This window comes from Amycolatopsis sp. cmx-8-4, from assembly GCF_046548675.1.
Taxonomy (GTDB): domain Bacteria; phylum Actinomycetota; class Actinomycetes; order Mycobacteriales; family Pseudonocardiaceae; genus Amycolatopsis.
In genome coordinates this window covers 115,402-127,550 of record NZ_JAEBDZ010000006.1, presented here as the reverse complement: position 1 = coordinate 127,550, position 12,149 = coordinate 115,402, and the positions used below count along the sequence as shown (strand labels likewise).

The 12,149-nt window shown below is 71.5% G+C and carries 10 protein-coding genes; 4 read left to right on the top strand and 6 right to left on the bottom strand.

The genetic code is table 11. From position 1 onward, the window contains the following. Nucleotides 1–65: 65 nt before the first annotated feature. The gene (locus tag ACLJQZ_RS14560; RefSeq protein WP_410620535.1) at nt 66–3,710 is read left to right on the top strand and encodes a BTAD domain-containing putative transcriptional regulator; all 3,645 of its coding nucleotides are present in this window, start codon (nt 66–68) and stop codon (nt 3,708–3,710) included. Between the two features lie 53 nt (nt 3,711–3,763). Here ACLJQZ_RS14560 and ACLJQZ_RS14555 read toward each other — a convergent pair whose 3' ends face one another. Genes ACLJQZ_RS14555 through ACLJQZ_RS14535 form a run of 5 tightly spaced genes read right to left on the bottom strand, consistent with a single transcriptional unit; the run spans nt 3,764 to nt 8,720 of the window. Then, a complete protein-coding gene (locus ACLJQZ_RS14555; protein ID WP_410620534.1) occupies nt 3,764–5,140 on the bottom strand; it encodes a GH1 family beta-glucosidase in 1,377 nt (458 codons plus the stop codon). Then, nucleotides 5,137–5,961: a carbohydrate ABC transporter permease gene (locus ACLJQZ_RS14550; RefSeq protein WP_410620533.1), complete on the bottom strand. Its 825-nt coding sequence runs from the start codon at nt 5,959–5,961 to the stop codon at nt 5,137–5,139. Before ACLJQZ_RS14550 ends, ACLJQZ_RS14555 begins: the two co-directional genes overlap by 4 nt. Continuing rightward, nucleotides 5,958–6,863, bottom strand: a complete 906-nt coding sequence (locus tag ACLJQZ_RS14545; RefSeq protein ID WP_410620532.1) for a carbohydrate ABC transporter permease — start codon at nt 6,861–6,863, stop codon at nt 5,958–5,960. Before ACLJQZ_RS14545 ends, ACLJQZ_RS14550 begins: the two co-directional genes overlap by 4 nt. Before the next feature lie 6 nt (nt 6,864–6,869). Next, the gene (locus ACLJQZ_RS14540) at nt 6,870–8,126 is read right to left on the bottom strand and encodes an extracellular solute-binding protein (protein WP_410620531.1); all 1,257 of its coding nucleotides are present in this window, start codon (nt 8,124–8,126) and stop codon (nt 6,870–6,872) included. Nucleotides 8,127–8,141: 15 nt separating this feature from the next. Beyond that, nucleotides 8,142–8,720 (bottom strand): LuxR C-terminal-related transcriptional regulator, encoded by a 579-nt coding sequence (locus tag ACLJQZ_RS14535; protein WP_410620530.1) that lies wholly within the window; start codon nt 8,718–8,720, stop codon nt 8,142–8,144. Between the two features lie 177 nt (nt 8,721–8,897). On the opposite strand from ACLJQZ_RS14535, the gene ACLJQZ_RS14530 reads away from it, so the two are divergent. From ACLJQZ_RS14530 to ACLJQZ_RS14520, 3 genes are read left to right on the top strand one after another with little or no spacing between them, the layout of a single operon-like run. After that, on the top strand, nt 8,898–10,076 hold the full coding sequence (locus ACLJQZ_RS14530; RefSeq protein WP_410620529.1) for a glycoside hydrolase family 3 N-terminal domain-containing protein: 1,179 nt from the start codon (nt 8,898–8,900) through the stop codon (nt 10,074–10,076). Nucleotides 10,077–10,124: 48 nt separating this feature from the next. Continuing rightward, the gene (locus ACLJQZ_RS14525; protein ID WP_410620528.1) at nt 10,125–10,994 is read left to right on the top strand and encodes an oxidoreductase; all 870 of its coding nucleotides are present in this window, start codon (nt 10,125–10,127) and stop codon (nt 10,992–10,994) included. Continuing rightward, nucleotides 10,994–11,401: a hypothetical protein gene (locus ACLJQZ_RS14520; protein ID WP_410620527.1), complete on the top strand. Its 408-nt coding sequence runs from the start codon at nt 10,994–10,996 to the stop codon at nt 11,399–11,401. Before ACLJQZ_RS14525 ends, ACLJQZ_RS14520 begins: the two co-directional genes overlap by 1 nt. A 104-nt stretch (nt 11,402–11,505) precedes the next feature. Here the strand turns inward: ACLJQZ_RS14520 and ACLJQZ_RS14515 are convergent, their stop codons facing one another. Further along, nucleotides 11,506–12,138, bottom strand: a complete 633-nt coding sequence (locus ACLJQZ_RS14515) for a class I SAM-dependent methyltransferase (protein ID WP_410620526.1) — start codon at nt 12,136–12,138, stop codon at nt 11,506–11,508. Nucleotides 12,139–12,149 lie beyond the last annotated feature (11 nt).

Below are 12,149 nucleotides of genomic sequence, written 5' to 3'. Positions count from 1 at the left end.
AACCCGATCGGGTGTTGCCACGTCGGTAAAGTCGACGGAGAAGTCGGTACCGAGAACGGAACGACATGCCAGGGGATGCGGACACCGGTCTGCGAGTGGGCGTGCTCGGCCCGCTGCGGGCCTGGCGCGGGACGGCCGAGATCGGCCTCGGCCCCGCTCGTCAGCGCGCGATCTTCGCCGTGCTCGCGGTCAACGCCGGCCGTCCCGTCCCGCGAGCCGAGCTGATCGCCGGCGTCTGGGGCGATTCCGCGCCCGCGAGCGTCGAAGGCAGCGTCCACACCTACGTCTCCGGCCTGCGCCGGGCGCTGGAACCGGACCGCTCGCGCTGGTCGGCGTCGAGCGTCCTGGTGTCGGAAACGGCCGGGTACTCACTGCTGCTCGACGACGACGCGCTCGACGCGGCCGTGTTCGAGCGCCACCGCGAACGCGCGCAGCGGCACCTCGACCAGGGCGACCCGCGGGCCGCCGTCACCGAGCTGGACGCGGCTTTGGCGCTCTGGCAGGGCGAAGCGCTCTCCGGCGTCCCGGGCGGGTTCGCCGAGCGGCACCGCGAGTACCTCGCCGAGCTGCGGCTGGCCACTTGGGAACAGCGGGCCGAGGCGTTGCTGGCGCTCGGCGGCCACCTCGACCTGGCGCCCGAGCTGGCCGTGCTGGCCGGGGAGAACCCGCTGCGGGAGTCCCTGCGCGAGTCGCTCATGCTCGCCCTCTACCGCAGCGGCCGCCACGGTGACGCCCTCGACGTCTTCCGCGACGCCCGCGCGACGCTGATCGGCGAACTGGGCGTCGAACCCGGGCCGGCGTTGCAGCGGCTGCAGCAGCAGATCCTCGCCCAGGACCCGGCCCTCGACGCGCCCGCGGTGGTCACGCCGCCCCCGCCCGTTCCGGCGCCGCGACACCGGCTTTTCGGCCGGGAGACAGAAACCGCGCGGCTCGCGGAGCTCGTCACCGACGTCCGGACCGGCCGCGGCCGCGCCGTCTGGATCGAGGGCGAAGCCGGGATCGGCAAGTCCGAACTGCTCGCCGACTCGCTGACCGGTGGCCCGGGTTTCCAGCTGCTGTGGGCGGCCGCCGACGAGCTGAGCACCCGCTTCCCGCTGCAGGTGATGATGGAGTGCCTGGAGATCGACGCGCACTCGCCCGACCCGCGGCGCGCGCGGGTCGCGAAGGAGCTCGCGGGCGAGGGCCCGGTGCGACGCAGCTGGGGCCCGGCCGACCCGGTGCTCGGCGCCGTCGACCGGCTGCTGGTCCTGGTCGACGAGCTCTGCGCGCAGACGCCGCAGGTGCTGGTGGTCGACGACCTGCAGTGGGCCGACGAGGCGTCCGTGCTGGTCTGGCACCGGCTCTGCGCGGCGACGCGGCAGCTCCCCCTGCTGCTGGTGGCCGCGACCCGGCCGGCGCCGGACCGCGCCGAGCTCGCCCAGCTGCGCCGCGGCGTCCAGGCGCGCGACGGCGTGGTGCTCGACCTCACGCCGTTGAGCGGTGACGACGTCGGCCGCCTCATCGAGGACCAGATCGGCGCGACGCCCGGGCCCGGCCTGCGCGAGCTGGCCGCCCGTGGCGCGGGAAACCCGTTGTACGTCAAGGAGATGGTCGACGTCCTGCTGCGCGCCGGCGCGGTCGAGGTGACCGGTGGCGAGGCCGACGTCGACGATCCCGAGGAGTTCGAGGCGCCGCGGTCGCTGGTCGCCGCGGTCGACCGGCGGCTCGACTTCCTGCCCGCGCGGACGCAGGAAGTGCTGCGCTGGGGCGCGTTGCTGGGCATGGAGTTCGCCGTCGGCGACATCGCCGCGGTGCTCGGCTCCCGGCCGTCGGACCTGCTGGAGCCGCTGGAAGAAGCCGTCGCGGCGAACGTGCTCATCGACACCGGCACGCAGCTCGCGTTCCGGCATCCCTTGCTGCGGCAAGCGTTGTACAACCGGCTGCTGCCCGGGACACGCGCGGCGCTGCACCGGCAGGCGGCCGAGGCGCTGGCCCGGATCGGCGCCCCGGTGAAGCGGGTCGCCGAGCAGCTGGTGGCCGCACCGGCCACAGTGGACGAATGGGTGCTCGACTGGCTGGCCGGGCACCACGCGGCCGTGTCGAACCGGGCGCCGCTGATCGCCGTCGAGCTGCTCGAACGGGCGCTGGCCGACGGCGCGAGCGACGACCCGCGCCGGGAGGTCCTGATCGTCGCGCTCGTCAAGGTCCTGTTCCGGCTGGAGCGCAACCCGGAATCCTGGGCGCAGCAAGCACTCGAGGTCGCCACCGAACCGGACGCCGTCGAGGAGATGCGGCACGTGCTCGCGGCGTTGCGGCACCGCCGCGGCGACACCGACGGCGCGGTCGCGACGCTCGGCGCGTCGGCCGACGACCCGGCCGTGCCGGAGCTCTGGCGCGTCCGGCACCGGCAGCTGCTGGCGAACTTCCGCCGCGGCGATCTGTCCGATTTGGACACTGCCGAGAAGGCGGCGCACGAGACGAAGGCGCAGGCCGGTGGCGACCGCTACCTGACCGCACACTCGCTGCAGTCGTTGTGGCTGGTGGACTCGGTGCGCCGCGAACACGACAGCGCGCTCGAGCACATCGACGCGGCGATCGAGGCCGTCGGCGACGAGCACGAGCTGGCCGACCTGCACCTCGACCTGCTCGACAACCGCGTCTTCACGCTGCAGAACCTCGACCGGCTCGCCGAGGCGGGCGAAGCGTTGCGCACGGCGGGCGACGTCGCGGCGCGGCACGCGATGCCGGTCGGGCTGCAGGTTTCCGTCGCGGTGCACCGGTACTGGGAAGGGAGCTGGGACGAGGCGCTGGTCGAGCTGGACACGGTCACCGAAGACGGCCCGGCGATCACGTTCTACGGCCTGCGCGAACCCGGCCCGGCGGCGTTGCTCCTGCACGGCGTCGCGGCGCTGATCGCCGGAAGGCGCGACGACCGCGCGCAAGCGGCAGCCCACCTGGACGCGGCGGAGGAGTACGCCCCGGCGACCGGCGCCGAGCGCGAGAGCTTCGACTTCCTGCTGGTCGCCGACGCCCTCGCGGCCGAACAACGCGGCGACCGGGTGCGGGCGCTGCAGATCCTCGAACCGATCCTGAACCCGACGTACGCGCAGATGATGCTGCGGCACCAGTGGCTCCCGGCGTTCGTCCGGCTGGCGATGGAGCAGGACGACCGCGAGCGCGCGGTGCGGGCGCTGGACGTCTGCGACGAGGAGGCGGCGAAGGAACGCCGTCCGGCGCGGGCGCTCGCCGCGGCGTCGTGGTGCCGCGGCCTGATCGAGGAGGACCCGAGCCCGGTGCTCGACACGGCGGAGCACTTCCGCTCGGTCGGCCGCCGCCCGGAACTGGCGTCGGCGCTGGAGGACGCGGCGGTGCTGCTGGCTCGCGCGGGCCGGCTGGACGCGGCCCAGGCGGCGTACGAGGAGGCGGCGGAGCTGTACACGGCGCTGTCGGCCCGCTGGGACCTGCGCCGCGCGGAGTCGCGCTTGCGCCGGCTGGGCGTCCGCCGCGGGGCGATGTTCTCGCCGATCCGCCCGGGCCACGGCTGGGAGTCCCTGACGCCGATCGAGGTCCGCATCGCGAGCCTGGTCGCGGAGGGCCGTTCGAACCCGGACATCGCGGCGGAGCTGTCCCTGCCCCGCCGGACGGTCCAGGCCCACGTGGCGAGGTTGCTGGGCAAGCTGGAGACGCCGTCGCGGTCTGGGGTGGCGGACGCTTTCCGCCAGCGCACCTGAGGCTGCCGCGGCTTGTCGTGAGTGTTTAGGGCGGTTCTAACCGCCCTAAACACTCACGAGAAGTCTGGCAGAGCGTTGGCCTTGGCGATGCGCCCGAGGAAGTGTCCCGAGTCCTTGACCGTCCGGACCTGCGTTTCGAAGTCGACGTGGATCAGGCCGAAGCGTTGTGAGTAGCCCATCGCCCACTCGAAGTTGTCCAGCAGGGACCACGCGAAGTAGCCGCGTACATCCGCACCCGCGCGGATCGCGTCGTGGACCGCGCGGACGTGGGAGTCGAGGTAGGCGACGCGGGCAGTGTCGTGGACCCGGCCGTCGACCACTTCGTCCACAAAGGACGCGCCGTTCTCCGCCACCACCAGCGGCAGCCCGCCGGAGCGGTCGGAAATCCAGCTCAGCATGGACGTCAGGGAGCTGGGCGTCTGCTCCCAGCCGAACGCCGTCAGCGGCGGCCGAGCCGGGAGCACGTCCAGGCCCCGCAGCCCCGGCAGCGGGCAGTTGCCCGGCGCCAACGGGTACGCGAGTGGTGTCACCCGCGCCGGGGCGTAGTAGTTCACCCCGAGCCAGTCGATGGCCGCCGCGATGGTGTCCGTGTCGCCGTCCCGGACCGACGCGGCGAATCGGCCTCCGTGAAAAGCCACGTCCGCCATGACGTCCGAGGGGTAACCCTTGCCCAGCACCGGGTCGAGGAAGAAGCGGTTGTGGATGCCGTCGAACTTCCGCGCCGCTTCGACGTGAGCCGGTGACGAGCCGTCCGCGATGGCCGGGGCGAAGTTCAGGGCCAGCGAGAACTCGTGCCCCGGCCGAGCCTGCTCCGTCAACGCGCGTGTCGCCAGGCCGTGGCCGAGCAGCAGGTGGTGCGCCGCGACCAGCGCCGTGTCGTGGTCTTGGACGCCCGGTGCGTGCACGCCGCTGCCGTAGCCCAAGAAGGCCGCGCAGAACGGCTCGTTGATCGTCGTCCACTGGTCGACGCGGTCGCCGAGCGCGTCGTGGACCACCGCCGCGTACTCCGCGAACCGGAACGCCGTGTCGCGCGCCGGCCAGCCGCCCGCGTCCTCCAGCGCCTGCGGCAGGTCCCAGTGGTACAGCGTCAGCACGGGCGTGACGTCGCGGCTCAGCAGCTCGTCGACCAGCCGGTCGTAGAACCCCAGACCGGCAGCCGACGTCGTCACGCCGTCGGGCATGACCCGCGGCCACGCCACCGAAAACCGGTACGCGTTGAGCCCGAGGCCGGCCAGCAGGCCGACGTCCTCGGGGTAGCGGTGGTAGTGGTCGCAGGCGACCTCGCCGGACGCGCCGTCGAGCACCTTGCCGTCGGTGGCCGCGAAGGTGTCCCAGATGGACGGTCCCCGGCCGCCTTCGGTGACGCCGCCCTCGACCTGGTACGACGCGGTCGCCGCGCCCCACCGGAAGCCCGCCGGAAACCCGGTCATACTGGCACCCCTCTCAGGATCCCCCGGACGACGTACCGGCCGAGCAGCAGGAACGCCACGATGACGGGCAGCACGGCCACGGTCGCCCCGGTCAGCATCAGCGCGTAGTCGGTGTAGTACCCGCTGGCCAGCTGCGACAGCGCGACCTGCACGGTCGGTGTCTCGTTGGGGTCGAGTACCACCAGCGGCCAGAAGTAGTCGTTCCACGTCGCCATGAACGTCAGCATCGCGAGCACCGCGGCCTGCGGGCGCAACGACGGCACCGCGACGTGCCAGTAGGTGCGCAGGATCGAGCAGCCGTCGACGGTCGCCGCATCGACGAGGTCGGTGCTGATCGCGTTCTCGCAGGCCTGCCGCATCCAGAACACGCTGAACGCGCTGACCAGCCCGGGCACGATCACCGCCTCGAGCCGGCCGTACCAGCCGAGGTCGCCGACGACGAGGTAGAGCGGGATCACGCCGAGCTGCGCCGGCACCATCGCCGAGCCGACGACGAGCAAGAACAGCGTGTTGCGGCCGGGGAACCGCAGCCGCGCGAACGCGAACCCGGCGAGGCTCGCCAAGACCACGTTGGACACCATCACCGTGCCCGAGACGATCAGCGAGTTGCCGATCGCGAGCCAGAAGTCGACGGTGTCGAACACGCGGCGCACGTTCTCGAAGAGGTGCCCGCCCGGCAGCAGCAAGGGCGAGGTCTCCCCGATCGCCGAGTTGTCCCTTGTGGACACCACGAACGACCAGTACAGCGGGAACATCGACGCGCCGAGCACGCCGATCAGCACCGCGTAGACCCAGCCGCCCGCGCGACGCCGGGGCCTCATGCCGCCCTCACGAACCGGCGCACCAGCCGGTAGTTGACCAGCGCGAACAGCACGCAGACGACGAACAGCACCCAGGTCAACGCGGCCGCGTAACCGGCGTCGAAGTGCGTGAACCCCTTCTCGTACAAGTACATCGTCACCGTCTGGAACTGGCGGTCGTTGCCGCCGGTGCCGCCGGAGCCGCCGGAGTCGAACAGCTGCGGCTCGGCGAACAGCTGCAGGCCGTTGACGGTGCCGGCGATGGCGGTGAAGGCGAGCGCGGGCCGGATGCCCGGCACGGTGATCGACCAGAACGTCCGCCAGCGCGACGCGCCGTCGAGCGCGGCGGCCTCGTACAGGTCGGCGGGCACGGCCTGCATCGCCGACAGGTAGATCAGCGCGTTGTACCCGGTCCAGCGCCAGAGCACCATCGACGCCACCGCGACGTGCGACGACCAGGTGCTCGCCTGCCAGTTGACCGGGGCGACGCCGAACCAGCCGAGCACTTCGTTGACGACACCGTAGTCGCGGCTGAACAGCTGCCCGAACACGAGCCCGACGGCGACCACCGACACGACGTTGGGCAGCAGGATCCCGGTGCGCCACCAGGTCGCGGCCCGCAGCGGCCGGTCGAGCAGCGCCGCGATCCCCAGCGCCAGCAGGAACTCCGGGACGGCGGCGAGCACGAAGATGCCGACCGTGTTGGCCAGCGCGTTGTAGAACCGCGGGTCGGTGAGCAGCTCGCCGTAGTTGGCGAGCCCGAGGTAGCCCTGGTCGCCGTCGAGCAGGTTCCAGTCGTGCAGCGACACCCAGATCGTGTAGAGCAGCGGGAACGCGCCGAACACGACGAACAGCCCGAAGAAGGGCGCGATGAGCAGCAACGGCGTGACCTTGCGGTCGAAACGGGCGAGCCGGTGCTGCACGCGGAGCTACTTCAGTGCTGCTTGAGCCTGCTGGACGGCGTCCGCCCAGGCCTGGTCGACGTTCTCGGTCTTGTCCTCGATCCGCCCGAGCGCGCGGCCGAACTCCGGCCGGACGTCGGCGTCGTGCAGGCCCCGGTAGTTGGGCCGCAGGGAGTCGGCCGACGCGGCGAAGATCTTGCCGGTCGGCGCGTCGTCGAAGTACGGGTCGGTGTGCGCGACGACCTGCGGGTCCTTGTAGACGGCGGGTTCGCTGGGCAGGATGCCGTCGGAGAGGAACAGCTTCTTCTGCTGCTCCGGCGCGGTCAGCCAGCGGGCCAGGTCGTACGCCTGCTGCGGGTGCTCGCTCTGCTTCGGCACGGTCAGGAACGAGCCGCCCTGGTTGCCGCTGGCGCCGGGCACGGTGGTGACGTCCCACTTGCCCCTGTTGTCGTCGCCGCCGGCCTGCTTGATCTGGCTGAGCATCCACGCGGGACACGCGATCGTGGCGAACGAGCCCTGCTTGATGGCCACGTTCCAGGCCTGCGTGAACGTCGTCGCGGCGGCCGTCTGGCCCTTCGCGGCGATGCCGCCCGACAGGAAGAAGGCGTTGCGCACGGTCGGGTTCGTGCCGCCGATGTAGGAATCGTCCTTCGCCGCGAAGTAGTTCTCGGGCGACTGGTTCAGCATCGCCGTGTAGACGGTGCCCGCGGAGTCCGCGAACTTGACGTTCGGGGTCTTGTCGGTGAACCGCTGCGCGGTGGCGGCGTAGGCGGTCCAGTCGGGCATCAGCCTCGCGACCGCGTCCCGGTCGGTCGGCAGCCCGGCCGCCTGGAACAGGTCACGCCGGTAGCAGAGGGCGAGGCTGCCCATGTCGGTGCCGAGGCCGAGGACGTAATCGCCGTCGGTCCCCTGCGCCCACTTCCAGGGCGCCCACTGGTTCTGGAGATCCCGCGCGCCGAACTGGGCGAGGTCGGCGAACTTGTCCTTCGCCTTCCGGTACTGCGGGATGTACTGCTCTTCGATCGCGACGACGTCGGCGGCCCCGTGGCCGGTGGCGAGCTGGGTCGCGAGGCCCTTGTGGTGGGTGTCGAAGTCGGTGACGCGGTTCTGCACCTCGACGTCCGGGTGCAGCTTCTCGTACTCCGCGATCAGCGGCGCGTAGCCGAACTCACCGAAGGTCGCGATGGTGAGCTTGGTCTTGCCCCCGGCGTCGCTCGGGGCGCAGGCGGCGAGCAGGGCCAGCGCGGCAGCCGCCGCGGCGGTCCGGCGGATGATCGTTCCCACGTGGGTGAGCTTCCCTCAGATCACACCCGCGCGCACGGCGTACGCGACCGCGTGCGGCCGGTTGCGCAAGTTGAGCCGGTTGGTCATGGCGTAGATGACGTTCTTCACGGTCCGCTCGGAGTAGCACAGCTTGCCCGCGATCTCGGCAGTGTCCCAGCCTTCCGCCATCAAGCGAAGCACATCCACCTCGCGCGGCGTCAGCGACGCCCCGGCACCTTCGTGGGCCAGCGCCTCGACCTGATCGCGCAGCGACGTCGTCCGGCCCCGCGCGGCGGCGAGCACGCTGTCGGTGACGCGGTCGAGGGCGGTCCGCGGCAGCACGGCGGAGACGTGGCAGTCGGCGAGCAGGCTCAGGTGCGCCGGGTCGACGTGCCCGGCGACAAGCACGATCGCGGCCGGCGACTCGGTGGCCGCGGCGCGCAGCGCGGCGATGACGTCCCGGTCGACCTGGTTCGCGGCGAACACCAGCACGGCGGCCTCGCCACGGCGGGCTCGCGGCACGACCAGCAGCTCGGGGCGGGATCGCAGGTGGTTGATCAGCCCGGTGAGGGCGATCGGGTCGGACGCCCACGCCGCCACGCGCACCTGGTCCATCGTGCCTCCTGGTAACCGTCATCGATTTTCTTGACGCCGCCCAGTCTGGTGAGACCGCCTTCACGAATTCTCTAACGGCGTAGTGCCGCTTCTTCAGAGTCTTCTTCACGGTCCTTCACACGGCGAAGAAGGGGCGTCGACTACCGTCGTGGGGCCCGCCGACGAGTGAAGGGACCGATGAACCGCCGAAGTCTGGCTGCCCTGGGGGTAGCCCTGTGCGTCGTGGTCGTGAGTCTGCTGGTCATCGGCCTGCAACCGCGGATCGTGTCCGGTTTGGCGATCCCGCGGACGCCGCCTTCCGCGGCTCCGCCCGCCCCGGCCGCGACCTCCGCACCCGCGCCGACCTCGAGTCTCGCGCGTCCGGGCGACTGCGCGTCGCTGGTGAAGAGCCTCGACGTCCGCCGGCAGGTCGCGCAGCTGGTCGTCGTCGGCGTGACCGGGGACAACCCGGCCTCGACGGTGGCGCTGGTGCGCGAAAACCAGGTCGGCGGGATCTTCATCGGGGGTAACGCAACAGCGTTGTTGAAAGATCACTCACTTGACGCGGTGCAGGGCGTAGCGAAGCTCCCGGTGGCCGTTTCGGTCGACGAAGAGGGCGGCCGCGTCCAGCGCATCGACGATCTCGACGGCGACATGCCGTCCGCGCGCGAGCTGGCGAAGACGAAGACGCCGGAGCAGGTCCGCGGCATCGCCGCCGAACGCGGCCGTCAGCTGAAGGCCCGCGGCGTCACGGTGGACTTCGCGCCCGACACCGACGTCACGGACGCCCCGGACGACGACGTGATCGGCGACCGGTCCTTCAGCCCCGACCCGGCCCGCGTGAAGACGTACGCCACGGCGTTCGCCGCGGGCTTGCGCGACGCGGGTGTCCAGCCGGTGCTGAAGCACTTCCCCGGCCACGGCCACGGCTCGGGTGACTCCCACAAGGGCACCGTCGTCACGCCGCCGCTCGCGCAGCTGCGCGCGGTCGACCTCGCGCCCTACCGGAACATCGCCGACTACGGCCCGGTCGCCGTGATGGTCGGCCACCTCGACGTGCCGGACTTGACGAACGGCGTCCCGGCGTCACTTTCGCCGCCCGCGTACCAGCTGCTGCGCGGCGAATTCCGCTTCACCGGGCCGATCCTGACCGACGACCTCGGCGCGATGAAGGCCATCACGGCGCAGTACACGTTGCCGGACGCCGTCCTGAAGGCCCTGGAAGCCGGCGCGGACCAGGCGTTGTGGTCCTCCGGCGGCCGCGTCGACGAGGTGCTGGACCGGCTGGAGAAAGCCGTCGCCTCGGGCGAGCTGCCGACGACGCGCGTCCAGCAGTCGGTGACGCGGGTGCTGCGCGGCAAGGGTGTCTGCGGCTGAGCCGGATCCTCCCTAGACTCCTTCGCGGCACCTACAGCAAGGAGTGACATGTCCGATCCCGGCGGTACTTTCCTTCTCGGCGGCGAACTTTCCGTGACCCGGATGGGCTACGGCGCGATGCAGCTGGCCGGCCCCGGCGTGTGGGGACCGCCGAAGGACCACGACACCGCGGTCGCCGTGCTGCGCGAGGCCGTCCAAGCGGGTGTCACGCACATCGACACCAGCGACTACTACGGCCCGCACACCGTGAACGCCGTGATCAAGGAAGCCCTGCACCCGTACCCCGAAGCCGTCCATCTGGTCACGAAGGTCGGCGCGCGCCGCAGCGAGGACAAGGGGTGGCCGGCCGCGCTGTCGGCCGACGAGCTGACCGAAGCGGTGCACGACAACCTGCGGAACCTGGGCCTCGACGCGCTCGACGTCGTCAACCTGCGGCTGAGCGACGCCACCGGCGGCTACCCCGTGGCGATGTCGCTGGCCGAGCCGTTCGGGGTGCTCGCGGACCTGCGGGAGAAGGGGCTGATCCGGCACCTCGGCGTCAGCCACGTGACCGCCGAACAGCTCGACGAGGCCAAGGCGATCGCGCCGGTCGTGTGCGTCCAGAACCAGTACAACCTGGCGCACCGGGAGAACGACCCGCTCGTGGACAAGTGCGCCGCCGAGGGGATCGCCTTCGTGCCGTACTTCCCGCTCGGCGGCTTCAGCCCGCTGCAGTCGGGCCTGCTCGACGACTGCGCCGCCCGCCTCGGCGTGACGCCGATGCAGGTCGCGCTCGCGTGGCTGCTGCAGCGGTCGCCGTCGATGCTGCTGATCCCGGGCACGTCATCGCCGGAGCACCTGCGCCAGAACCTCGCGGCCGCGGATCTCGAGCTGCCGGCGGACGTGCTCGCCGACCTCGACCGGATCGGCGCCGTCTGATGGCGGAGTGGGGCGATCTGGTCGCCTACATCAGGCAGGCTTACCGGGTGGTGCGCGACGAGCCCGACGAGATCCGCATCCGGCTGATCTTCGGCGACGAGCCGGACACCGAGAACCGCGCCCAGATCATGGTGATCGCCCGGGAGATCCTGGACCAGCGCGAAGACTGGGTGCAGATCGCGACGCCGTTCGCCCGGCACGACGAGGTCGACCTCCTGGCGGTGCTGACCGAGGTCGGCGAGTCGACCATCGTCGGCGGGGTCGCGGTGATGGGCGACCACATCGTGCTGCGGCACTCGCTGCCCCTGATCAACCTGGACATCAACGAGTTCATCGACCCGCTGGAACTGGTGGCGGGCGCGGCCGAGCTGCTGGAGCAGCAGTTCACCGGCCGGGACGACTACTGAGCCGAGACCCGGCGAACCACGCTTCCGAAGTCCGTGAATGGCACATTGAGGGACTCTGAGTCCCTCAATGTGCCATTCACGGCTTTGAGCCGCGGCGCCGCACGTCAGGCGGGTTTGCGGGCCAGCACCCGGCCCTGCGGCACCCGTGCCGCCGGGTTGCGCACCACCTTGGTCAGGATTTCGAAGCCCGCGTCGCTCAGCAGGTCGCCGACCCCGTCCACCGGCAGCCAGTAGATGTCCAGCGAAAACCCTTCTTGCCCGTACCCCTGCGTCCGGTGGTTGTGCTGGTCGCCGACGTGGAATCCCACCTGCAGGTAACCGCCCGGGCGCAGCACCCGGAACAGCTCCGCCGCCACCGCCGGGAGCCGCGACGGCGGGGTGTGGATGATCGAGTACCACGCCACCGCCCCGGCGAGACCGCCGTCCGGAAGATCGAGACCCAGCAGCGAACCCTCGGAAAACCGCAGCTCAGGGTAGTTGCGGCGGGCGATCGCGAGCATCTCCGGCGTCAGGTCGATGCCGGAGACGTCGAGGCCGAGCGACGCCAGGTACGTCGTAACGTGGCCCGTGCCGCAGCCGAGGTCGGCGACCGGGCCACCGCGGACCAGGTCGGCGAACGCCGCCAGCAGCGCGCGGTCCTCGATGTCGTCGCGCACCGGTGGCACGAACTCGCCGTAGCTCTCGGCGACAATGGCGTACGTGGCCCGGGTCGGGCTCAGGAACTGGTCATCGGTCACGTCCGCAAGCT

Excerpts from the sequence above, each read along its gene's own strand:
- ACLJQZ_RS14555 (WP_410620534.1), bottom strand. The coding sequence starts at position 5,140 with ATGACCGGGTTTCCGGCGGGCTTCCGGTGGGGCGCGGCGACCGCGTCG.
- ACLJQZ_RS14535 (WP_410620530.1), bottom strand. The coding sequence starts at position 8,720 with ATGGACCAGGTGCGCGTGGCGGCGTGGGCGTCCGACCCGATCGCCCTC.
- ACLJQZ_RS14530 (WP_410620529.1), top strand. The coding sequence starts at position 8,898 with ATGAACCGCCGAAGTCTGGCTGCCCTGGGGGTAGCCCTGTGCGTCGTG.
- ACLJQZ_RS14525 (WP_410620528.1), top strand. The coding sequence starts at position 10,125 with ATGTCCGATCCCGGCGGTACTTTCCTTCTCGGCGGCGAACTTTCCGTG.
- ACLJQZ_RS14520 (WP_410620527.1), top strand. The coding sequence starts at position 10,994 with ATGGCGGAGTGGGGCGATCTGGTCGCCTACATCAGGCAGGCTTACCGG.
- ACLJQZ_RS14550 (WP_410620533.1), bottom strand. The coding sequence starts at position 5,961 with ATGAGGCCCCGGCGTCGCGCGGGCGGCTGGGTCTACGCGGTGCTGATC.
- ACLJQZ_RS14560 (WP_410620535.1), top strand. The coding sequence starts at position 66 with ATGCCAGGGGATGCGGACACCGGTCTGCGAGTGGGCGTGCTCGGCCCG.